Origin of the sequence: Owenweeksia hongkongensis DSM 17368 (genome assembly GCF_000236705.1) — a bacterium.
Taxonomy (GTDB): Bacteria; Bacteroidota; Bacteroidia; order Flavobacteriales; family Schleiferiaceae; genus Owenweeksia; species Owenweeksia hongkongensis.
The window spans coordinates 2,005,633-2,028,158 of sequence record NC_016599.1 but is presented as its reverse complement, the minus strand read 5'-3'; the positions used below and the strand labels follow the sequence as shown (position 1 = coordinate 2,028,158).

At 39.8% G+C, this 22,526-nt stretch carries 19 protein-coding genes; 9 read left to right on the top strand and 10 right to left on the bottom strand.

The annotated features are described in order from the left end of the window. The first annotated feature begins 26 nt into the window (after window positions 1–26). From OWEHO_RS09095 to OWEHO_RS09080, 4 genes are all read left to right on the top strand, one after another. On the top strand, window positions 27–1,064 hold the full coding sequence (locus OWEHO_RS09095) for a Wzz/FepE/Etk N-terminal domain-containing protein (protein ID WP_014202181.1): 1,038 nt from the start codon (window positions 27–29) through the stop codon (window positions 1,062–1,064). Continuing rightward, window positions 1,061–2,488: an O-antigen ligase family protein gene (locus OWEHO_RS09090; RefSeq protein ID WP_014202180.1), complete on the top strand. Its 1,428-nt coding sequence runs from the start codon at window positions 1,061–1,063 to the stop codon at window positions 2,486–2,488. The genes OWEHO_RS09095 and OWEHO_RS09090 overlap by 4 nt, the downstream gene beginning before the upstream one ends. Before the next feature lie 169 nt (window positions 2,489–2,657). Continuing rightward, window positions 2,658–5,960, top strand: coding sequence for a SusC/RagA family TonB-linked outer membrane protein (locus OWEHO_RS09085; RefSeq protein ID WP_014202179.1), 3,303 nt, complete (start codon window positions 2,658–2,660; stop codon window positions 5,958–5,960). A 25-nt stretch (window positions 5,961–5,985) separates the two neighbouring features. Then, entirely contained in the window at window positions 5,986–7,461 is a 1,476-nt protein-coding gene (locus OWEHO_RS09080; protein WP_014202178.1) for a SusD/RagB family nutrient-binding outer membrane lipoprotein, read from the top strand. A gap of 83 nt (window positions 7,462–7,544) precedes the next feature. Here OWEHO_RS09080 and OWEHO_RS09075 read toward each other — a convergent pair whose 3' ends face one another. From OWEHO_RS09075 to OWEHO_RS09045, 7 genes are all read right to left on the bottom strand, one after another. Further along, window positions 7,545–8,486 carry a UDP-3-O-(3-hydroxymyristoyl)glucosamine N-acyltransferase gene (locus OWEHO_RS09075; protein ID WP_014202177.1) on the bottom strand — a complete coding sequence of 314 codons (942 nt, stop codon included), beginning with the start codon at window positions 8,484–8,486 and terminating at the stop codon, window positions 7,545–7,547. A 5-nt stretch (window positions 8,487–8,491) separates the two neighbouring features. After that, window positions 8,492–9,058 (bottom strand): elongation factor P, encoded by a 567-nt coding sequence (gene efp / locus OWEHO_RS09070; RefSeq protein WP_014202176.1) that lies wholly within the window; start codon window positions 9,056–9,058, stop codon window positions 8,492–8,494. A gap of 27 nt (window positions 9,059–9,085) precedes the next feature. Then, on the bottom strand, window positions 9,086–9,712 hold the full coding sequence (locus tag OWEHO_RS09065) for an ABC transporter ATP-binding protein (RefSeq protein WP_014202175.1): 627 nt from the start codon (window positions 9,710–9,712) through the stop codon (window positions 9,086–9,088). Between the two features lie 9 nt (window positions 9,713–9,721). Further along, entirely contained in the window at window positions 9,722–10,504 is a 783-nt protein-coding gene (gene lpxA, locus OWEHO_RS09060) for an acyl-ACP--UDP-N-acetylglucosamine O-acyltransferase (RefSeq protein WP_014202174.1), read from the bottom strand. A 66-nt stretch (window positions 10,505–10,570) separates the two neighbouring features. Continuing rightward, entirely contained in the window at window positions 10,571–11,968 is a 1,398-nt protein-coding gene (locus OWEHO_RS09055) for a bifunctional UDP-3-O-[3-hydroxymyristoyl] N-acetylglucosamine deacetylase/3-hydroxyacyl-ACP dehydratase (RefSeq protein WP_014202173.1), read from the bottom strand. Window positions 11,969–11,970: 2 nt separating this feature from the next. Then, window positions 11,971–12,996, bottom strand: a complete 1,026-nt coding sequence (gene lpxD / locus OWEHO_RS09050; protein WP_014202172.1) for a UDP-3-O-(3-hydroxymyristoyl)glucosamine N-acyltransferase — start codon at window positions 12,994–12,996, stop codon at window positions 11,971–11,973. 44 nt (window positions 12,997–13,040) lie between these two features. Next, complete coding sequence (locus OWEHO_RS09045) at window positions 13,041–14,252, bottom strand: HD domain-containing protein (protein WP_014202171.1); 1,212 nt, start codon at window positions 14,250–14,252, stop codon at window positions 13,041–13,043. Window positions 14,253–14,308: 56 nt separating this feature from the next. Here OWEHO_RS09045 and porX point away from each other — a divergent pair, with 56 nt between their 5' ends. The 4 genes from porX to OWEHO_RS09025 all read left to right on the top strand — a co-directional run bounded on the left by porX (window position 14,309) and on the right by OWEHO_RS09025 (window position 17,954). Beyond that, complete coding sequence (gene porX, locus OWEHO_RS09040; protein ID WP_014202170.1) at window positions 14,309–15,862, top strand: T9SS response regulator signal transducer PorX; 1,554 nt, start codon at window positions 14,309–14,311, stop codon at window positions 15,860–15,862. 17 nt (window positions 15,863–15,879) lie between these two features. After that, entirely contained in the window at window positions 15,880–16,308 is a 429-nt protein-coding gene (gene tsaE, locus OWEHO_RS09035; protein ID WP_014202169.1) for a tRNA (adenosine(37)-N6)-threonylcarbamoyltransferase complex ATPase subunit type 1 TsaE, read from the top strand. Then, window positions 16,301–17,509 (top strand): alanine dehydrogenase, encoded by a 1,209-nt coding sequence (locus OWEHO_RS09030; protein WP_014202168.1) that lies wholly within the window; start codon window positions 16,301–16,303, stop codon window positions 17,507–17,509. The genes tsaE and OWEHO_RS09030 overlap by 8 nt, the downstream gene beginning before the upstream one ends. 67 nt (window positions 17,510–17,576) lie before the next feature. Continuing rightward, the gene (locus OWEHO_RS09025; RefSeq protein ID WP_014202167.1) at window positions 17,577–17,954 is read left to right on the top strand and encodes a hypothetical protein; all 378 of its coding nucleotides are present in this window, start codon (window positions 17,577–17,579) and stop codon (window positions 17,952–17,954) included. 2 nt (window positions 17,955–17,956) lie between these two features. Here OWEHO_RS09025 and OWEHO_RS09020 read toward each other — a convergent pair whose 3' ends face one another. Genes OWEHO_RS09020 through OWEHO_RS09010 form a run of 3 tightly spaced genes read right to left on the bottom strand, consistent with a single transcriptional unit; the run spans window position 17,957 to window position 20,452 of the window. Further along, on the bottom strand, window positions 17,957–19,282 hold the full coding sequence (locus OWEHO_RS09020; protein ID WP_014202166.1) for a hypothetical protein: 1,326 nt from the start codon (window positions 19,280–19,282) through the stop codon (window positions 17,957–17,959). Beyond that, window positions 19,279–19,869, bottom strand: a complete 591-nt coding sequence (locus OWEHO_RS09015) for a hypothetical protein (RefSeq protein ID WP_014202165.1) — start codon at window positions 19,867–19,869, stop codon at window positions 19,279–19,281. The genes OWEHO_RS09020 and OWEHO_RS09015 overlap by 4 nt, the downstream gene beginning before the upstream one ends. Continuing rightward, window positions 19,859–20,452, bottom strand: coding sequence for an RNA polymerase sigma factor (locus OWEHO_RS09010; RefSeq protein WP_014202164.1), 594 nt, complete (start codon window positions 20,450–20,452; stop codon window positions 19,859–19,861). The genes OWEHO_RS09015 and OWEHO_RS09010 overlap by 11 nt, the downstream gene beginning before the upstream one ends. Before the next feature lie 192 nt (window positions 20,453–20,644). Between OWEHO_RS09010 and OWEHO_RS09005 the strand changes: the two genes are divergently transcribed. Further along, a complete protein-coding gene (locus tag OWEHO_RS09005) occupies window positions 20,645–22,381 on the top strand; it encodes a gliding motility-associated C-terminal domain-containing protein (protein ID WP_169312775.1) in 1,737 nt (578 codons plus the stop codon). Window positions 22,382–22,526 lie beyond the last annotated feature (145 nt).

The window sequence follows — 22,526 nt, the reverse complement described above, 5'->3', positions numbered from 1 at the left end:
TTTTTGCCAAAACCTAAATATTGCCCATGGAATCAAATCCTAATGAGGATAGAGTTTTTGACTCATCAAATTTGATAGTATATATTTATAAGTGGCGTAAGCCTTTGATCATTGTTACATTGGTTGCTGCAGTTCTTGCCGGAATTTTTAGTAGTCCACTTTTTATAAAGCCAAAGTATAAGTCCACGGTAACTGTATTTCCTACTACTACAAACTCACTTTCCAAAGCACTTTTGCCTCAGCAGTTTTCGAGCCGTGGTCAGGATATTTTAGAGTTTGGTGAAGAGGAGCAAGCTGAACAGCTTTTACAGCTTTTAAATTCGGATGAAATACGTGATGGTATTATCAATAAGTATAACTTGATGAAGCACTACCAAATTGATTCTGGAAAGTATACCAAAACGGAGCTTTACAAAACATTTGAAAGCAATATTTCATACAGGCGTACAGAGTTTATGTCAGTAGAAATAAATGTATTGGATACCGACCCTGATACAGCGGCTATGATCGCTAATGATATTAGTGTATTACTGGATGAGGTCAAAAACCGTATTCAAAAAGATCGTGCAGAAAAGGGTTTAGCGATTATCTCTCAAGAGTATAATAATCTCAAAGCCGAGGTTGTTTCCTACGAAGATTCTCTTACTCAATTGCGTTATAAAGGTGTTCATGATTATGAAACTCAATCTTCAGTTTTTAATGAGCAGCTGGCAACTGCCATTATTGAGAGTGGGGCAAATAGCACGGCTGTGAAGGCTATTGAGGAAAAGCTCGATACCTTGGCAAAATATGGTGGTACTTATGTTTCTCTTCGTGATGAGCTTCAGTTTTTAAAAGAAGAACAGGTAAAGCTGAAAACGAAGTATGATCAGGCTAAGGTGGATGTGCAAGAAAGTCTGCCAGCATCATTTAAGGTAAACTCTGCATATCCCGCAGAGAAAAAATCGTACCCTACACGGTGGCTGATTGTGGCATTAGGGGCGATAGGTGCATTTACAGTTACTCTTATCGCAATCCTTATCTTGGATACGATTCGCACTGAGGTAAAGAGAGGCAAATCGTGAGACCCACTTGGGAGCCCAACAGTAAAACCGTTATAACAATAGGAGTGCTTTTTAGCCTCCTGAACGTGGTATTTATAGCTACCGAAAATTTTTGGGGTTTGCTTTTGCCGTTTGGCTTGGCCTTGATTGCAGCCATAGTTTTGGCCCTCGATAAGGTGTTGCTATTTTTGGTGTTTGCCACTCCTCTCTCTATCTTTTATTATAACCCCGATTTACATGTGGGCTTTACCTTGCCTACTGAGCCCATCACTTTCGGAGTGATGCTTCTATTCTTTTTTAAGCTACTTTACGAAGGAGGTTTTGATACCAAAATAATTAGGCACCCCCTTACAATTGCCATTCTATTTTATCTCTTCTGGATTTTCTTCACGAGTTTTTCCAGTCAGATGCCGTTCGTAAGTTTTAAGGTGTTTCTATCAAGGTTATGGTTTATATCGGTCTTCTATTTTTTGATGAGCCAGCTTTTTAAAAAGTATAAAAACATTCGCTATTTTTTTTGGCTGTATATGATTCCGCTGAGTATGGTAGTTATTTATACTCTTTATATCCACGGGCAGCATGGATTCACTAAAGATACTTCTACATGGGTTATGTTTCCATTTTTTAAAGAACATACCAGCTACGGAGCGGTGTTAGCAATGTATGTTCCTATAGCATTTGCATTTGCATTCCTGCTGAAGCAAAATTTGAATTTACGTGTAGTAGCGGGCATTATATTCTTGATTCTGTTTGTGGGGGTTATATTGTCATTTACCAGAGCAGCATGGCTAAGCCTTATTTTGGCTTTAGGAGTGATGGTGCTGGTTTTGCTCAAGGTGAGAAAAAGTACGCTGGTGGCAATGACCTTGGTAGTATTAGGAGGAGTTTGGTACATGTGGGGAGACATTATGCAAAAGTTTGAAAAAAATGATCAGGTGAGCAGTGATAATCTTACCGAGCATGTAGAGTCTATTTCAAACGTGTCTACTGATGCATCCAATATGGAAAGGGTGAATAGGTGGAAATCAGCTCTTAGGATGTTTGAAGAACGACCGTGGCTGGGTCATGGTCCAGGAACTTACATGTTTCTTTATGCCCCTTATCAAAAACCTTATGAAAAAACGATAATTAGTACCAATGCCGGAGATATGGGAAATGCCCATAGTGAATATATCGGACCGCTTGCTGAGTCTGGCTTTATAGGCGCCCTAAGTGTGCTTGTGATAGTAGCAATAAGTATAGTTACAGGAGTAAAGGTTTATTACAAAATGCCTACCCGGGAATTGAAAATAATAGCCATGGCTACTTTAATGGGTTTAATAACTTATTGGACTCATGGTTTTCTAAATAGTTTTCTAGAAATGGACAAAGCTGCATGTCCTGTATGGGGTTTTTCTGCCCTTTTGGTTGTTCTTGATCAATATTTTAGCGAAGAAAAGTTATAACTTTTTTCGACTTTAAAAAGGCTGTTTTAAGTCAGTCATGAAGCGAGATATAGGACTTTATTCACGCATAACAAACTTAACATTCCCTTAACCGATCTTTGTTAACTACTTGATTATGTCGAATATTCTTCTCAATTTAGGGTAACGTTTAACACAAAATTTTACCTACATGAAGAATAAGGCAGCGCTGCTGGCATTATTGCTAGCGCTATGCGTACACTTGGGCTATGCCCAAACGCGAACCGTCTCAGGTGTTATTAAGTCCGCAGACGGAGAAACCCTTCCAGGGGTTGCAGTACTCGAGAAAGGTACCCGAAATGGAGTTAGTACCGACTTCGATGGAAAATTCACAATCACCCTTACGTCAGAGAACCCGATTCTCGTATTTCAGGCCATCGGCCAGGAAACTAAGGAAGTGATTGTTGGTTCTGAAGACTTCATAAATGTACAAATGGAGGAAGCTACCGAGAAGCTTGATGAAGTGGTGATTACAGCTTTGGGTATTTCAAGAGATAAAAAATCTGTAGGATACTCTGTGCAGGAAGTAGGAGGTGAGGAGCTATCTGAAGCTCGAGAGGTAAATATTGCCAACTCCTTATCTGGGAGATTGGCGGGGGTTCAAGTAAATAGTGCCACAGGGTCTATGGGTGGTTCATCACGAATCCTTATTCGAGGGGCAACTTCAATTAATAATAATGACAATCAACCGCTCTTCGTACTGGATGGTATCCCATTAGATAACTCTAATTTTACCTCTACTGATCAAGAAAGAGGTGCTGGGGGGTATGATTACGGAAATGCTATTCAGGATATAAATCCGGATGATATTGAAAGCATGTCGGTGCTTAAAGGAGCTGCTGCAACAGCGCTTTACGGCTCTAGAGGAGCTAATGGGGTAATTCTAGTCACTACCAAAAAAGGAAAGTCTGCAGGAAAAGGTAAGGGAATAGGCGTGTCTTATAAGTTTGGTGTTTCTATGGAGAAAGTTTACATCCTCCCAGATTATCAAAATGAATATGGAGGTGGATTTGGCTTTGATACGTTATGGTATTCAGATGACCCATCTGCATTTGGAAGTAGAGGTGCTGGAACATACCAAGGGGTGAATGGCGGAGTATCGGATTCTTATGATTTGCTAGCTCAATATGCGGTAGACGAATCATGGGGTCCAAGATTAAACGGACAACAGGTGCGGCACTGGTGGTCATGGGATGAAGGCCATCCTGACTACGGAAAAACGGCACCTTGGGAAGCTCATCCTGATAATGTTCGAAATTTCTTTAATACGGGTTATACCTTTAATAACAGTATTGCTTTATACAATGCCACGGAAAGGAGTAGCTTTCGCTTGAGCTACAATAATTTAAACCAAACTGGGGTGTTTCCAAATAGCGAAATCAAAAGGAATAACCTCTCTTTTAATGGTTCTACAAAACTTACCGATAAACTCTCTACACGTATTGGCGTGAATTACGCTAAAACGAATGCCACTGGTAGACCTGGTACTGGATACGATGCAAATAATGTAATGCAGCAATTCAACCAATGGGGACAAAGGCAATGGTCTGATGAAAAGATGGAAGATTATAAACTGGAGAACGGTGATCAAAGAACATGGAACAGAATAAGTTATTCAAATGGTGACCCTCAATATACTGATAACCCCTATTGGACCAGATATGAAAACTATCAGAATGACACTCGAGAAAGAGTTTTTGGAAACATAAACCTGAATTATGCTTTTAACGATAAGTTATCAGTTGATGGGACAGCGATGACAGATTTTTACAATGATGTGAGAGAGGAGAGAATAGCTATTAACTCTCAAGAAGTGCCAATGTATGAACTCGCAACGCGATATGTTCAGGAGTCAAACTACGAGGGAAAGATAAATTACAATACTCGCTTCAATGATGATTTTGGATTAGTAGCCATTCTAGGTGGTAATATTAGAAATAATACATACAGACGCTTTATTGGAACCACTGAAGGGGGATTGAATGCCCTAGATTTTTACAATTTATCAAACTCTGTGGCTCCGGCTGTGACAGATCAATATACTGAATTTAAAAGGGTGAGTAGTGTATTTGCAAGTACCTCATGGGATTATAAAAATATGCTTTATGTAGATCTCACTTATCGTATTGATTGGTCTTCAGCTTTACCTGAGGAAAATAGAATGTTTGATTATCCTTCCGTGTCTGGATCCTTTGTATTTACCGAGCTGGAAGCATTTAGAGGTAATAATGTATTATCCTTCGGTAAGTTAAGGGCTGGCTGGGCTGCTGTAGGTAATGATACTGATCCTTATCAGTATTATAAATCTTATGATATAAATCCATCTATAGCTGGAAATGCGAGTGTTTCTAACAAAGATTTACTTCCCAACCCAGATCTTCTAGCTGAAGAGACTAGTCAATGGGAAGTTGGAACGGACATCCGTTTTTTTAAGAATAGGTTGCGTTTAGATTTTACTTATTACCATTCAAGATCATACAACCAGATTCTAGAGTTACCTATTTCTGCAAGTACTGGTAGCTTAAGAAAGCTTATTAATGCGGGGGAGATGGAGAATAGTGGAATAGAAATCATGTTGGCCGGAGACATCATTAAACCAGCCAATAGAGGAGATTTCCAGTGGACAATGGCAGTAAACTTTGCTAAGAATGAAAATAAAATCATCAAACTATATGAAGATGAGGAGCAGGGGATACACATAACGAATTACCTAATTGCTCAAGCACCCTTCGCTGTTTCTGTTCAAGCAGTGGAAGGAGAGTCTTATGGAAGCATTTATGGATATGCGTATAAAACCGATGCAGCTGGAAATAGGCTGGTGGATGCTACAGGTGCTTACGTGAGGAGTGATCAGCAAGAGGTTATTGGCGATGTACTTCCTGATTTTACTGGGGGTGTAACAAACAGTTTTAGTTATAAAGGAGTGTCCTTATCAGCTTTGATTGATTTTCAGGTTGGGGGTGATGTTTTCTCAACTACCAATATGTGGGGTAAGTATACAGGGGTGCTAGAAGAAACTGCAGCCGATGGAATAAGAGAAAATGGAACTGTTGTAGAAGGTGTGTATGCTCCAGGTACCATGCTTGACCTTGATGGGGACGGTACTGCCGAAGATGTAGGTGGTCGTACGAATCAGACTAATATTAGTGCGCAGGATCATTTCTTTTATAATGGAGGTTACACCATAGGTGAAGCAGACGTATATGATGCAGGTTACGTTTATCTTAGGGAGGTAACTCTAAGTTACGCTCTACCTGAAAAAATAATTGAAGACTGGAAAATTCAGAAAGTAACTTTTGGTCTATTTGGACGGAACCTGTGGTTGATTCATAGTAATATACCACATCTAGATCCAACTGCTTTGGCAAATTCCGCTACCAACGCACAAGGCCTAGAAGGAGCAGCGTTACCTAGTATCAGGTCTTTTGGGTTCAACGTATCATTTAACTTTTAAGGAAAACTGAATTAAAGTATAGAATATGAAAGCGATAAATAAACTTAAATACATAGGGATAGCTTTGCTCGGGTTCATGTTGCAAAGTTGTGAGAAGGATATGGAGGAGTTAGCGAGCCAAAACCCTAATAGTCCAGAATCCTTAAAATCAGAATGGTTTTTAACCAGTGCTGAGAAAGAATTTATGGATAATATGTGGGATGAGTGGATAAATGCACGTACAGGTATGTTCTATGCACAATATTGGTCTGCCACCGCATATACTGAAGAAAGTAGGTATCGAATAAGAGAAAGTGTGAATAGAACGTTTTGGAGAGCATTTTATTCCTCATTGATCGATCTAGAAGAGGCTAAGTCATTGGCTCAGCAAGAAGAGGGTACCCAAAATAAGATAGCCATTGCAAATATTATGAAAGCATGGGCATTTCATGTAATGTCTGATCAGTATGGTGCATTGCCTCTCATGGATGCTTTAAATCCTGATATCCTCAGCCCATCATATGATTCTCAAGAAGCCGTGTATGATGAAATTCTGGCGATGCTGGAGATGGCTGTAAACAACTTGGATGAAACTGGTGAAAGCTATGGAAGTGGTGATCTAATTTATGGAGGAGATCCGACTATGTGGAAAAAATTCGCAAATTCACTTAGGCTCAGAGTAGCCTTAAGAATGGCGGATGTAAACGATGCGAAGGCATCTGCTGTGTTTACGGCTGTAGCCAATGATCCTTCCAATATAATGGGGTCTAACTCTGATAATGCTCTGTTTCCATATCAAACGGCCAATCCGAATAATAACCCAATTAATGAAAACGCAAAAACCAGAACTGATTTTGCTGTTTCAGAAACTATGGTAAGTTATATGGATTCACTAAATGATCCACGTTTAGCTATCTATGCAAGACCAGCTGTGAATACAGGGACATATATTGGTCTAGAATATGGATTGTCTAACGCTCAGGCTACCGCCATACCAAATGATGATGTAAGTCTGCCTGGAGAGGCGGTAGAAGCGGCAAATGCCCCAGGTATTTATATGCTCTACTCCGAAGTTTGTTTTATGATGGCTGAAGCGCACGCGCGTGGATGGGGAGTTACAGGATCGGGACCTCAATGGTTTGAGGACGGAATACGTTCCTCTATGGAGTTTTGGGGAGTTTCTGATCAAGCGGCTATTGACAGTTATGTGATGGAGCAAGGATTTAATGATGGTGACTGGAAAAATGTGATTGGCACCCAAAAGTGGCTTGCCTTATATATGCAAGGATTGCAAGGGTGGTATGAGTTTACCCGCTTAGACTTTAAAAAAGTAACTGGTGAAGATTTAATTATGCTGCCAGCAGCGGGATCAATGGACCCTGAACTCAGCGGAATTTTTCCTCAGAGGATGACATATCCTGATGAAGAGTATACGTTAAACGAAGCCAATGTTCTTGGTGCTGGAGCTGAACTTAGTTCTGGTGATTCTAAAGCATCTAAATTGTGGTGGGATGTTTTTTGATATGAATGGCAAATTCCTATAACTAAAAATCCCCGCTGCAAAATTCTGTAGCGGGGATTTTTCATTTTATAAATCAAAGAAAATTATGAATCCTTGATAGTGATTTTTTCAATCAATTCAGGCAAAATTCGGATAGAGGCTAGTTCACGATATTTTTTACGAGCTTCTTCAGCAGGTGATCCAAAATATGTGGTTCCTCCCTTAAGACTACGAGCAATACCAGATTGAGCTAAAACAACAGATTTTTCTCCAATGGTAACACCACTTGTTATTCCAACTTGTCCCCAAAGGGTAACGTGATCTTCTATTACAACGCAACCAGCTACACCCACTTGAGAGGCGATTAGGCAGTGTTTTCCTATTGAAGTATCATGTCCAATTTGGATATGGTTGTCTAACTTAGAATCATAGCCAATTCTTGTAGAGCCGCTAACACCTTTGTCTATAGTACAGCTGGCGCCAATTTCTACTCGATCTTCTATTACCACATTACCTCCAGACAAAAGACGGTCAAAGCCATCTTCACGCTTTTTGTAATAAAAAGCATCTGCTCCAATGACAGTGTTTGCATGAATGATTACATCGTTACCAATCACCGTATTGTCATAGATGGATACATTACTGTGAATTATACAATTTTCGCCAATCACCACATTGTTACCAATAAAAGCATTAGGTTGAATTACCGTATTGGCTCCAATACTTGCTGAGCTAGAAATACTAGCTGAGGCAGGAGTGAAGGGCATAAAGTTCTTGGTAATCTTATTGAAATCCCTAAACGGATCGTCTGAAATCAATAAACCTTTTCCCTTAGGGGCTTCCACCTTTTTGTTGATCAAAATGGTAGTGGCAGCAGAGTTTAAGGCTTTGTCATAATACTTGGGGTGATCCACAAATACGATATCCCCAGGCTCTACCACATGGATTTCATTAATACCAGTTATGCTGTGCTCGGGAGAACCTACAAATTCACAATCCAAAAAATCAGCCATTTCGGCCAAGCTATGTGGTTTAGGTAGTTTCATTTTACCTAGTCTTTGTAGCGTTCTTTATAGTCGCCAGAGGCAGTATCAATCCAAATCTTTTCGCCTTCGCCAATAAATAAAGGAACACGTACTTCGGCACCACCTTCTACTGTGGCAGGCTTAAGTGTGTTGGTGGCAGTATCACCTTTTATTCCAGGCTCGGTGTAGGTTATTTCTAGAGCTACTTTTTGCGGCAATTCGCAAACCATTGGTCTGTCTTCATCCGCATGAAAAAGTACATTGCACTCCATTCCTTCTTTCAAGAACTGAGGTGCGTTGATAAGTTCTTTAGGAATAGTGATTTGATTGTAATCATCCATATTCATAAAGTGATGCCCAGATGGATCATCATATAAAAACTGATAAGTTCTGTTTTCGATACGGATTACATCTAGCTTAAAACCACTTGGAAAGGTGTGATCTAATACTTTACCGTTATCAAGATTTTTCAATTTTGTTCTTACAAAAGCAGGGCCTTTACCAGGCTTTACATGTAAGAATTCTATAATCTGCCATGGTGCATTGTTAAACTGGATGCACAATCCATTACGGATATCTGAAGTTGAAGCCATTTATTTAAATTTTGGCAAAGTTAAACTTTATGATCTATTCAGGCTTTGAATCTCAAGCCTGTGTGGGCAAAAGCCCATCTCTCTTTCGTCAAAGTTGCTACCTACTATCAGGGTGCGCTCAACTAGCTGTTCGTTTACCAACTTTTGATACCACTCCATGCCTTGAGGATCGAGGTTGGAGATGGGTTCGTCAAGCAAAACCATTTCTGACTCCGTAAAAAGAGCTAAACTTAGCCTGAGTCTTTGTTTCATGCCTGAACTAAAGTTGCGTATTTCTTTTTTAGCGGAAGCTGTGAGGTAACAATATTCTAAAATTTCATCGGGGGAGATACCCTTTCTGAAATTTCTAAACTTACTGTAAAAGGTAAGAAACTCTTTTGCGGTAAGCTCTTCTATAAGTTCCAGGTAGGGGCTGGCAAGTGTGGTTTTAAAAACCACGTCTTCTTGCTTTATACTAGTGCCGCGAAGCTGGTAATTTAAATTGCCTGAAGTTGGTGTAAGTGACCCGTAAATCATTTGAAGCAATGTGCTTTTTCCACTACCGTTTCCACCCAAAATGGCGTGACGATTGCCTTGGTGAAAAATGTAATCTACATTTTCAATTACATTTTGCTTACCAAAAGACTTGCTTAAATTTTCTAGGATTACCTCCATTGTAGGTTTCTAGTCTAGTCGGAAACCCTTCATGATACCACTTTGAGAATTACGAATAAAGGTGATAATCTCATCTCTATCTGCAGTAGCTTCAAAGTCAGTTTCGATAATGTCTACAGCCTGTGTGGTGTTGTAATTTTTTTGGAAAAGGATACGATAGATATTTTGAATCTCGTTGATCTGATCGTTGTCATAACCTCTTCTACGTAAGCCAATAGAATTAATTCCGGCATACGAAATAGGCTCTTTGGCAGCTTTTACAAATGGAGGAACATCTTTTCTTACCAAAGAACCACCACCTACAAAAGCATGGGTCCCTATTTTTGCAAACTGCTGAATGGCCGATAAACCACCAACAATAGCCCAGTCACCCATCTCTACATGGCCAGCCATAAGCACGCCATTTACAATAACGCAATTGTCGCCAATCACGCAGTCATGCGCAATGTGTGCACAAGCCATGATTAGGCAGTTTTTTCCAACAACCGTTTTTCCTAAAGCTTTGGTACCTCGGTTTATAGTAACACACTCACGGATGGTTGTGTTGTCACCAATCACCACTAGGCTATCTTCACCTTCAAACTTCAAATCTTGCGGAATGGCAGAAATCACTGCTCCTGGAAAAATGCGACAATTTTTTCCAATTCGGGCACCTTCCATTATGGTAACATTAGAACCAATCCAGGTTCCTTCGCCAATTTCTACATTCTTGTGAATAGTAGTAAACGGCTCAATTACCACAGTATTGGCAATTTTGGCTGATGGGTGAACGTATGCTAGCGGCTGATTCATTTATCGTAATTTACGTTTAGGCAAAATATTTTTTCAAGAAAAGCTAAAAGCTTTAATCTTGCCGAATTAGTTGTTTTTTTCTTTTACAATCTGGGCCATCATGTCGGCCTCGCTTACCAATTTGTTCCCTACAAATGTTTCTCCATGCATTTGCACAATCCCTCTACGGATAGGCTGTGACAATGTAAGTCTAAATACCAAAGTGTCTCCAGGTACCACTTTACTCTTAAATCTTACGTTATCAATTTTCATAAAATAAGTAAGGTAATTTTCGGGATCTGACACAGCACTTAGTGCTAATATCCCGCCTACCTGAGCCATGGCTTCAACTTGCAGTACACCTGGCATTACTGGTGCCCCAGGAAAGTGACCTACAAAATAGTTTTCGTTCATGGTCACACTTTTCACTCCCACTACCATTGTTTCGGTTTGCTCAATAATTTTATCAACCAATAAAAATGGCGGGCGGTGGGGAAGTAATCCCATTACTCCGTTTACGTCAAGAACTGGTTCGCGGTTGGGATCATATTCAGGAACATTTGGCTTTTTAGCCTCTTCTTTAATTTTTGCTTCAAGCAATTTGGCAAATTCAGTGTTGCCTTTATGTCCTGGCTTTGTAGCTATAATTCTACCTTTTATAGGCTTTCCGGCCAAAGCTAAATCACCCACTACATCAAGTAGCTTGTGACGAGCCGCTTCATTTGGATAATGAAGATCTAGGTTATCCAATATGCCGTTTGCCTTAATAGCTACATTGTCTTTTTTGAACGCTTTTTTAAGCTTTTCCATTGCTTCTGTAGAAAGCTCCTTATCTACATACACAATGGCATTGTTAAGGTCTCCACCCTTTATAAGGCCGTGCTCAAGCAAAAACTCTAATTCATGCAAAAAGCTAAAAGTACGAGCGTTTGCAATGTCGTTTTTAAAAGAAGTGATGCTGTCAATGCTAGCATTTTGACTTCCAAGTACACGAGTCTCATAATCTACCATTACGGTAAGGCCATACTCATCTGCAGGGAGGGCCATTATCTCAATGCCTTCATCTTTTAACTCAAAATAAATTGGCTCTTTTACTTCAAAGTAATCCCGTTCAGCCTTCTGAACCTCTAGGCCAACTTTTTCAATGGCCTCAACAAAAAACTTGGAGCTACCATCCATGATAGGAGTTTCCAATCCGTCAATTTCAATAAGGCAGTTGTCTACTCCAAGTCCTACTAAAGCAGCTAAAACATGCTCTACGGTATTTACCACGGCATCTCCTTGGCCAATTGTAGTTCCTCTATCGGTGCTAATCACATTTCTTGCGAAAGCAGGAATAGTGGGCCCATCAGGAAGGTCTGTACGCTTAAATACGAAGCCATGATTTTCTGGAGCGGGGTTGAAAGTAAGTGTGACATTTGCTCCTGTGTGTAATCCCACACCTTGCACGCTTATAGAATTCTTTAGGGTCTGTTGATTCATCATCATCACTTGTTAGCAATAAGTTTTTTCAGTTCATCTATTTCGTCAGCCATCTTTGAGAGCTTTCTGAAATACACGTATGATTTTTTGTATTCTCTTAGGTTGAAGGCGGGTGAGCCCTGAACGATTTCATCATCTTTAATGTTACTGCCAATACCACTCTGTGCTGCAATCTTTACATTGTCACCAATAGTCAGGTGGCCAATGATTCCCACTTGTCCACCAATCATGCAGTTTTTGCCAATTTTGGTAGAGCCAGCAACTCCGGTTTGAGCAGCAATTACAGTGTTTTCACCAATCTCCACGTTGTGAGCAATCTGTATAAGGTTGTCAATTTTTGCTCCTTTGCGGATAATGGTACTTCCTAAGGTAGCACGGTCTATTGTGGTGTTGGCACCCACTTCCACATGATCTTCAATGATTACGTTTCCAATTTGGGCAACTTTGTCATAGGAGTTTTCGCTATTTGGCGCAAAGCCAAAACCATCACCTCCTACTATTACACCACTGTGCAATGTTACACTATTCCCGATTTGGCAATCAGCATATATTTTCACTCCGCTATTAATAATGCAATTTTCGCCAATTATAGCATTGTCGCCTATGTAGGAGCCTGGATATATCTTAGTGTTTTTACCGATAGTCACATTGTCTCCAATGTAGCTGGTTCCTGCTATGTACACGTCTTCACCTATGGTAGCTGACTCACTTACTATGGCTTGCTTCTCAATGCCAGTTTTGTTGTGGCGCATCTGGTTATAAAGATCCAAGAGCTTGGCAAAGCAAGCGTAAGCATCTTCTACACGAAGTAACGTTGTCTTAACAGGTTTCTCAGCTTCAAAGGTTTTATTTACAATTACAATTGAAGCTTCGGTTTCATATATATAGGGGGCATATTGAGGGTTGGCCAAAAAACTAAGACTCCCCGGTTCACCTTCCTCGATTTTTGCCAGGCGATTTACTACTGCATTCGCATCGCCTTCTATCTCGCCATCAAGGAGTTCGGCTATTTGTTGTGCTGAAAATTCCATTCGGCCAAAAGTATTAAATTTTTGGTGCCGCCTTACCTTTGTGTTTAAGGCTTTGGGTAAAATAAAAAGTGCTTCACTACGGGCTTGCTTAATGCGGTGATATTTAATTGGTCAGAGGCTTGAGCGATATCTATCAAATCACCATTTTTATACAGCAAATTGATGCCGTCATGATTAGAATTGTAAGCATTATTTGACATGGGTTCGGTAAACACAAAGTATTTTACCTCTTCTTCTGTAAAACCAAATCTATCTTGAATCTCTTTTCTTTTCAGAGATAAAGCCTTTTCAGAAATAATTTCCTCGCTCACCTTTACGCCAAGGAGCTTTCGGTTGATTAGCATTTCAGAAAGGCTTCTTAAAACTCTATCAGAACTAAAGGTCCATTCCTTGATGGCTGCCATCACATCATAGTCATCGAGCAGGGCATACTGGGGAATAAGATCTTTATATTCCTTATTAAAAGTTCCAGCTACAAATGGTTTCAAAACAGCTGGTAGCGCAAGATCACTGGAGTAAATGTCTTTGGCTCTTTTCAAAATTTGGATGAGCAGAAACTCTGCGCTAAGCACGGTTTTGTGCAGATACACTTGCCAGTACATGAGTCTTCTGGACACCAGAAATTTTTCTACACTATAAATTCCTTTGCTGTCTACCACAATGTGATCATCGGCTACATTGAGCATGCTGATCAATCGTTCGGTGTTTACCTGTCCTTCGGTTACACCGGTGTAAAAACTGTCTCTGCGTAAATAATCCAGGCGATCCATATCCAGCTGGCTGCTGATAAGCTGATGCAAAAATTGCTTATGATACTTATTGGTAAATATCTCAATAGCAAGGCTTAGCTTTCCGTCAAACTGCTCATTTAGAATTTTCATGAATTCAAGCGAAAGCTTTTCGTGTACCACTCCTGGAACTATGCTATATTCGAGGGCGTGAGAAAATGGCCCGTGGCCTATATCGTGAAGCAGGATAGCGATTTGTACCGCTTCTTCCTCTTCTCGGGTAATCTCATGACCTTTGGACTTTAAAATGTTTACCGCTCGCCCCATCAAAAACATTGCGCCAAGCGCATGATGAAAGCGAGTATGGTAAGCACCAGGGTACACCAAGTAGGTAAGTCCGAGCTGAGAAATTCTGCGAAGACGCTGAAAATAAGGGTGCTCTATAAGGTCGAAAATTAATTCGCTTGGAATTGTAATGAACCCGTAAATGGGGTCGTTTAGTATCTTGAGCTTATTGGTTTGCTTCAAACCTTTTGTGGCATAATTGTTAATGATAACAGGCGTACAAATACGACATCAAAAATATGGACAATATTCAAATACTTTGGGTAGATGATGAAATAGATCTACTAAAACCTCACATTATGTTTTTGGAGGACAAAGGATACAGTGTAGACAAAATAAATAATGGTGCCGAGGCGCTGGAAATGGTAGACGAAAAGCGCTATGATTTAATTTTTCTGGATGAAAATATGCCGGGTATGGATGGGCTGGAAACCTTGAAAAGGCTTAAGTCTAAAAACAATTCCATACCAGTGATAATGATTACCAAAAGTGAGGAAGAGGCGATAATGGAGGATGCTATTGGTTCTCAGATTTCAGATTACCTAATTAAGCCTGTAAATCCAAAACAGATTTTACTTTCTATAAAAAAGAACCTGGACACCCGTAGATTGGTGAGTGAAAAAACTACCAGTAACTACCAGCAGGAGTTTCGCCAAATAGCCATGGATATGAGCATGGTGAACGACTTTGAAGGGTGGGAAGATTTATATAAGAGACTTATTTTTTGGGAGCTCGAGCTGGATCAACTTGAAGATGAGGGTTTGAATGAAATCTTACTGACGCAGAAAAAGGAAGCTAATTCGCAATTCTTCAAGTTTATTTCTAAAAACTATGAAGATTGGTTACATAATGGTGAAGATGCTCCTGTGATGTCGCATACCTTATTTAAAAAATGGGTGAATCCAAGCATTAAAGCAAACGATAAAACTTGCCTCATAGTAATTGATAACCTGCGCTATGATCAGTGGAAAGTGATAAAGCCTATCATTGAGCAGTATTATGTTACAGACGAAGAAAAGAGCTTTTACAGCATTTTACCAACGGCTACCCAATATGCCAGAAATGCCATTTTTAGCGGATTGATGCCTTTGGAAATAAAGAAGCGATTTGGTGACAAGTGGGTAGATGATAATGATGAGGAGGGAAAAAACAACTATGAAGAAGATTTTTTACTCGACCAAATGAAGCGTCTTGGGCATGGTGACATGAAAGTGGGGTATAAGAAAATTACAAATCACAATGCAGGGAAGAAGCTGGTGGATAATATTTCCAACATGCTTGTAAACCCTTTTAATGTGGTGGTATACAATTTTGTAGACATGCTTTCTCACGCTAAAACCGATATGAAAGTGATAAAAGAACTTGCCGATAATGACAAGGCTTATCGCTCATTGACTAAAAGTTGGTTCCAAAACTCGCCCCTGTTGGACATGATAAAAATACTGGCTGACAAAAAAGTGAAACTTATTATCACAACAGATCACGGTACTATTAATGTAGATGATCCGACTAAATTGGTGGGCGATAAAAGCGTAAACACAAACCTTAGATATAAGGTTGGTCGCGGCATGAGTTACCAGTTTAAAGATGTGTATGAGGTGAAAAATCCTGAAGATATTTATCTGCCAAAGCCAAATATCAATTCCACATTTGTGTTTGCTAAGGAGTCATTGTTTTTCGCGTATCCGAATAATTTTAATCACTACGTAAAGTATTATTCCAATACCTATCAGCATGGAGGTTTATCGCTTGAGGAAATGATAGTTCCTTTTGTGACGCTCACCCCACGTTAGCGAATTATATTTGCAACATGATGTTGAGTAAAATCAGCCATTCTATTGATGATTTACAAGAAGTGGCTCGCTGGATATTGGATACCATTGACGAAGATGTAATTCTGCTTAAAGGGCAAATGGGGGCTGGTAAAACCACGCTGATCAAGGCTATTTGCAAAGAACTTGAAATAGAAGATGAGGTTAGCAGTCCTACTTATTCTTTGGTGAATGAGTATCAATCGGCAAGCGGTGAAATCGTTTATCATTTTGACTTGTATCGGATAGATGATGAAAGTGAGGCCTTGGATATGGGTATTGATGAATACCTTTACAGCGGAAGCAAGTGCCTTATAGAATGGCCTGAAAAAATTAGTAACTTACTGCCTCAAGATTGCGCTACGGTTGAGATTTCTGTTGATGGAAATGACCGACATTTTGTGATTAAAACAGCCACCAATGAGTAAACCCGGGTTTTTATCTTTTTCATCATCTGAGCTGATGCCTCAGGAGGAAGTGCTCGAAGTGAAAACAGCGAAGTCAGACCTTAAAATTGGTATCCCCAAGGAAACTTCTTTTCAGGAAAAGCGAGTGCCGTTGACACCTGATGGTGTGTTGCTCATTTGTGACAATGGCCATGATGTAATCATTGAATCCGGAGCTGGAGAAGGAGCTAATTATACAGATGCTGACTTTTCAGAAGCTGGCGCTCAAATTGTGTATTCACCCGAAGAGGTTTACGAAAGTGATATTATTCTAAAAGTTGAGCCACCATCTTTGAAGGAACTGGATATGATGAAGCATCGCCAGACTTTGATTTCTGCGCTTCAGCTAAAAGCTCAAAAGAAAAGCTACTTCCAAAAATTGATGGAGAAAAAGGTGACCGCCATTTCTTTTGAAAATATGGAAGATGAGGATGGGATTATTCCTGTAGTTCGTAGTATGAGCGAAATTGCGGGGAATACATCAGTTCTTGTTGCCGCTGAGTATTTGAGTAATGCCAACAACGGAAAGGGTTTTATGCTGGGTGGAGTTTCGGGTGTTCCACCTACTGAAATTGTTATTATTGGTGCGGGAACCGTTGGGACTTATGCAGCACGCACAGCCCTGGGACTTGGTGCCAATGTGAAAGTTTTTGACCGTTCACTTTCCAGACTTCGTAGGTTGCAAAATACACTCAGTAATATGCCAATTTACACATGTGTGATTCAGCCGAAAATTCTTGAAAAAGCTTTAATGCGTTGCGATGTAGCCATTGGAGCCATTCGTTCAGAGTCTGGAAGGACGCCTTGTGTAGTTACTGAGGATATGGTGAGCAAGATGAAAGCCGGAAGTGTAATTGTGGATGTGAGCATTGACCAAGGTGGTTGTTTTGAAACTTCCGAGTTGATGAGTCACACTAATCCTGTTTTTAATAAATATGATGTGGTACATTATTGTGTGCCTAATATTCCTTCGCGTGTAAGTCGTACAGCTTCATTTAGCCTGAGTAATATTCTTGGCCCAGTCTTACTTTCTATTGGTGAATATGGTGGTGTGGATGAGATTTTACATAGAAATTCTGGGGTACGCAAAGGCTTGTATGTGTGCAATGGTACGCTTGTAAATAAGCCAATAGGCGAGTGGTTTGATTTGCCTTACACCGATGCGCATTTGTTGTTTGATTAATATCATTTAATCTTTTCACTGGGTCATTAAGACCAAACGGTTACCTATTTTTGCCAAAATTTTTTTCATGAAGTTTTTAAAGAAAGCGCTGTTCTACCTTTTGGGAGTAGGCCTTGGTACGATGGTTGTTGTTTTCATGTTTGGAGACAGAGACGATATTCAATGTACATACTTCCCGAATGATAGAGTGTTGTATGACATTCGCGGAAAGCAAATGGTAATACCAGCCGATATTCAGCGCCAGCTTGATGAATCAAGCCTTGACTCTGCAGATATTCAGGATATGATGCGTGGGGGAAAGGTAGATTTCGAAAAAACCGATAGAGGCATGGATTCTTGCAAAACCTACTGGATAGATCTTAAACGAGAGGATAGACTTTCTTTTGCCATGGAGTGGCAGAATTGTGATAGTGTTGCCACTGCCCTGGAGTTCAAAAAGCTTTAAGGCTAGTTACTAGTTAAGTTTACACTCGTTTCATATCCTTTAAGGCTGATAGAGGTATTTCCATTGTATGCGCGTGTTTTACCTGATACGGATACCTTATTTCCTTCTTTATTTACCTTGAGATTCTCCATGTTTTCTTTTGGAAATTGAAGAGATCCAAAGCTGAGGTCTGCATTTAAGTTGTAGCCTGCGCCTTTGCTTAGGTTTATATTGGCGCTACAAAATTTTCCATCCACACTTAGTTTTGTAAAGTTTTTTGAAACGCTACCAATATTTAGGCTCGACTCATATCCTGTGAGCACTACCGAGGTTTCCAGCTGACCAATGTTGAGGGTAGAAAATTTAGCATCTATGGTCATAGATTGCAATTGACCAATCGTCATGGTGCATTCATAGGCAGAAGTTACGGTAACCTTTCCGGCTTGGCCAAAAGTGAATTTTGAGAATTTACAATCCGAAAAATTGAGGGTTTCCACTTGACCCGCCTCCAACTTCAGTTCATAACTTTTTAGGTTCAAAATCTTTGCTTCAGCAATTTTTAGCTTTCCAAAGTTTTGCTTGGCAGAAACAATATTGGTGACCCCTAAATCTACATTAGATTCATAAGCGGAAAGGTTTGCATCCTGAACACGGGTGATGTTGAAATTAGAGAACTTACAGTCCAAAGTCATTGCTGTGGCCTCTTGTAGAATTACATCGCCCTCATATATTTTTAAATCTAAAGCTTTTGTTGAGCCCAGACTTCCATCCGTAAAACGAAGGTTGGCAACGGTGGATAAAGAGTTGATTCCTGAGCCTTTCAGTTCGCACTCATAAAGTTCTAAATCTACCATGGCGGTGTGTCTGTCCATGTTTACATTTCCAAAGCGATTTTTGAGATTTACATGATTGGTAGCGGGCATTTTAATGTCATACTTAAATCGGTAGCTTTTTATTTTATACACCTCATTGTTCATCTTTATTCTCCTACGGTTTCCAATCACGGTTTCCTGTTGCCCACAGGGAGGTCCTTCCACTGTTACATTTGTTCGGCTACCTGTAATGTTTGGAACCAAAGCGTCCAGCATTTTGTCAAGCTCTTCTTGTTCAAAAGCTTCTACGATAATTGTAACAGTTACTTCCACTTTGTTTTGATTCCAGGTGGTGATGTTGATATCCGCCTCCCTTCCGGTGAGGTTAAATTGCGCATCAGCGTTCACATCAAAGCTTTTCTTTATCACCTTGGTGTCTGTAATTGTGCTGCGTAGTCCTTTGGCAGAAAGAGGCAGAGCAAAGACTATTACCGCTACTGCCAAAACGAATTTTGTATAAGAAATCAAGGTTTTCATAGCGATAGTGATTTGTTGGAGTTGTTAAGCGGAATCCAGTTCTTTTCCAGTTTCTCCTTTTGTTTTTCGTTGCGGTCTATTTGTTGAAGAAGCCTTTCTAGAAGCATGATTTTCTTCTCATACGTGTCTACCAAAATGGCGGCTATTCGCTCCTTGTCATTTGCCAATGGAATGTCAGTTTTAAAATCTGTTTCCATTTCTTCAATATAATCCAGCTCTTCCAAAAGCAAGGCGTATTCTGAGCGGTCTATTTCTTTTGAATTTACTTTTTCTTCAAGTGTTTTTACCTCTGTTTGGTAGCTGGCCTCAAGTGTTTCAAACGCACCAGAAGATTTGCTTTCAGCAGCCAATTGAGTTTCGTTCCTCATCTTTTGATTTTCACCTTGGCTCACCAAAATATAAGCGAGTTGACCCACAGCTACAAAGGCTAAAATCACGGCAGCAATTCGCCATAGCTGTAGTTTTTGGCTGTATTTGTTTTGTGCCAAAGCTGCATCGATGCCCTTCCAAAGCAAGGCTCGGTTCGGTTCCTCTGTGTCCATTTCTTTGCGGTGGACGTCAAAATATTCATCGAATTTATCTTTCATCTTTCAGTGCCATTAATCGTTCTTTCAATAGTAATCGGGCTCTTCGATACTGTGTTTTTACAGTGCTTAGCGAAACATCCAGCATTTCGGCCACTTGCTTTTGCTCATACCCCTCTATTTGATAAAGGGTGAAAATCATTCTGCAGCCCTTGGGTAATTTTAGTATTTGCGCATTTACCACTGCCGGACTAGGCATTAAGTCGTTGCTCTCTTCAGGTGAATGATCATCTTCAAAAGCGGCCTCATTTACTGGAAAGGGAACTATTTCGAGGCTCTTCTTTTTTAAGCTATCCAAAGCTTGGTTTACCATAATCCGTTTTAGCCAAGCTCCAAAAGTTGAATTCCCTTTAAACTGGTCTAGCTTACCAAATGCTTTCACAAAGCCTTCCTGCACAATGTCTTCGGCTTCCATTTTATTTTCAACCAAGCGTAGCACAGTGTTGTACATCGCTTTTACATACAAATCAAAAAGTCTGTATTGCGCCAGCGAATCGCCCTTAAGGCATTTGTTAATCAGGTCTTGTTGCAGGTTTTCTTCCAACGGTTGCTTGGTTCTGTATGGTAAAGACTGGCAAAATTCCAAGAGGTTGGAATTTGGTGGAAGAAATTAGGAAAAGATTTTGGAGTAGATAGATTTAGCAAACTTTTCCAAAGCCTTAGAATACGGTCTTAAAATTTAGGATTTGCTTTAAGAATATAATGTCAAATTTCAGGCAACTAATTGTTTTTTGTGGTTCTAAAATATATGGAATACTTTGGTAGCTTAAACATTATTTTGAAATATCTACAAGGCATATATAAATTTATTTCAGAGAAGTACCTTATATATGGTATTTCATTAATGCTGCTAGCTAAGGTTGGGGTAGCCCAAAATCTTATCAAGAACCCCTCCTTCGAAGATTTCAATAATTACCATATTGGGACGGACACTTCAATGGTGAATTTTCCTGGGGTACTAGATTGGTGGAGTCCAACTCTTAGGAATTCGCGAGGTGTTAACTCCGATTCTTTAGAAAATATGCAGGGTTATTTGAATTTGTTGAAACCGAGAACAGGACAGGCTTTTGGAATAGTTAGTGCTGGGGGAAATAGCGAGGCACTATCATCTGGCAAGACATTTTTGGAGAGCCAATTGCACGACTCTTTGGTAGCTAGTTGTTATTATCATTTTGAAGTGTATTTATTGCCGTTGTTCTACAGAAAAACTGATACATTTTATACCAAGTACTTATGTACCGTAAATCGGTTTGGTGCACATTTTTCAAAGGTACCTATAAGGGACACCACTAAAGCATTTATCTTTAACGCATATAAAAGAAGAATTTTTAGTTTAAATCATTTTACTAATCAAGGGATTGTTCCTCAGGTGGAGTGGCCAAGTACTCAATTTATTTTAGACACGGTTGAATATAATATGCTTGAGGGTACATTTAGAGCTAATGGTGGTGAGCAATATATTACCATTGGTAATTTTTATGATATGGCGAATACCTCGTTTAAAAACCTGAGATCAGGTACTATAATTAGTACCACGGCTTTGGATTCATCACAAAGAATAGGTTCATCATTATTTGTTGATGACTTATCTCTTATTAAAGTTCCCCCGCCTGATAGCCTTTTGACTAGTAGTAATGACACTGTAATTTGTAGGGGAGATACAGTTTGGCTTAAAGCGTTTTCAACGGATGGTGCAAATAGCGTAAAATGGGACAACGGAAGTACGGATAGCTTAAGACCTATTACCGCACCAGGCACTTATTGGGTAGAGTTAGACTGTGGTTGTGACCTTACCTTGGTAGATACCATAGTAGTTGAAGACTTTGCAAGTCTTCCAAATCTCACATTGTCAGATTCTACAGTTTGTCCTGGAGAGCCGGTAAGTTATTCTTTACCTACAGATTTGGATTATATATTAGATGGTATGGTAAGTCCGCCTAATTTCACAGTATCCGATACCGGAGTTCATACCTTGGAGGTGAGCAATGGATGTTTTGACACTGCTTATTCTTTTACTATTTCTAATGTAAACGCTAAACCTCTACCTAATTTAGTAATCAATGATACTACCTTATGCGAAGGTGATCGAGCAGAATACGCCTTCCCCAATGATTTTAATTATCACCTAAATGGTGAATTTGTAAGTAGCCCATTTACAATATCGGAGCTTGGTAATTATCTGCTGGAAGTAGATAATACATGCGATTTTGAAGATTACTCTTTTGAAGTAAATGATGAAGGTTGTGAAATGTTACTTTTTGTACCTAATGCTTTTACACCCGATGGTGACGGAATTAATGATTGTTTTAAGGTTTCAGTAATTCAGTATGTCAGCTATACTATTTCTATATTCAATAGATGGGGGCAAATGATATATCAAAATAATAACCCCGAAGAATGCTGGGATGGTAGTTATGATGGAGTTACTGTGCCGGGAGTTTACACCTATAAAATATCGGTGGGAGTAGGAGGCGGAGTGAAAGATGAGCGTGGTTTTGTTACCGTGGTGAAATAAAATATAATATCTCACTCATTCCAAGCAAAGCAGGGCGAAGATTCCCGCATTGACGGGACAGGCTGGAATTCGTTTATAGAGTAGATTTAAGGGTGGATTCCGGCTCCTTGCCCGGAATGAAAGCATGAGAAGAAAATAGGCATAA

What these genes read in the sequence shown, in the direction of transcription:
- OWEHO_RS09065 (WP_014202175.1), bottom strand. Translation starts at nt 9,712, where the DNA reads ATGGAGGTAATCCTAGAAAATTTAAGCAAGTCTTTTGGTAAGCAAAAT.
- lpxD (WP_014202172.1), bottom strand. Translation starts at nt 12,996, where the DNA reads ATGGAATTTTCAGCACAACAAATAGCCGAACTCCTTGATGGCGAGATA.
- OWEHO_RS09015 (WP_014202165.1), bottom strand. Translation starts at nt 19,869, where the DNA reads ATGAAAGATAAATTCGATGAATATTTTGACGTCCACCGCAAAGAAATG.
- OWEHO_RS09020 (WP_014202166.1), bottom strand. Translation starts at nt 19,282, where the DNA reads ATGAAAACCTTGATTTCTTATACAAAATTCGTTTTGGCAGTAGCGGTA.
- tsaE (WP_014202169.1), top strand. Translation starts at nt 15,880, where the DNA reads ATGATGTTGAGTAAAATCAGCCATTCTATTGATGATTTACAAGAAGTG.
- OWEHO_RS09055 (WP_014202173.1), bottom strand. Translation starts at nt 11,968, where the DNA reads ATGATGAATCAACAGACCCTAAAGAATTCTATAAGCGTGCAAGGTGTG.
- OWEHO_RS09075 (WP_014202177.1), bottom strand. Translation starts at nt 8,486, where the DNA reads ATGAAACTACCTAAACCACATAGCTTGGCCGAAATGGCTGATTTTTTG.
- lpxA (WP_014202174.1), bottom strand. Translation starts at nt 10,504, where the DNA reads ATGAATCAGCCGCTAGCATACGTTCACCCATCAGCCAAAATTGCCAAT.
- OWEHO_RS09095 (WP_014202181.1), top strand. Translation starts at nt 27, where the DNA reads ATGGAATCAAATCCTAATGAGGATAGAGTTTTTGACTCATCAAATTTG.
- OWEHO_RS09025 (WP_014202167.1), top strand. Translation starts at nt 17,577, where the DNA reads ATGAAGTTTTTAAAGAAAGCGCTGTTCTACCTTTTGGGAGTAGGCCTT.
- porX (WP_014202170.1), top strand. Translation starts at nt 14,309, where the DNA reads ATGGACAATATTCAAATACTTTGGGTAGATGATGAAATAGATCTACTA.
- efp (WP_014202176.1), bottom strand. Translation starts at nt 9,058, where the DNA reads ATGGCTTCAACTTCAGATATCCGTAATGGATTGTGCATCCAGTTTAAC.
- OWEHO_RS09030 (WP_014202168.1), top strand. Translation starts at nt 16,301, where the DNA reads ATGAGTAAACCCGGGTTTTTATCTTTTTCATCATCTGAGCTGATGCCT.
- OWEHO_RS09080 (WP_014202178.1), top strand. Translation starts at nt 5,986, where the DNA reads ATGAAAGCGATAAATAAACTTAAATACATAGGGATAGCTTTGCTCGGG.
- OWEHO_RS09085 (WP_014202179.1), top strand. Translation starts at nt 2,658, where the DNA reads ATGAAGAATAAGGCAGCGCTGCTGGCATTATTGCTAGCGCTATGCGTA.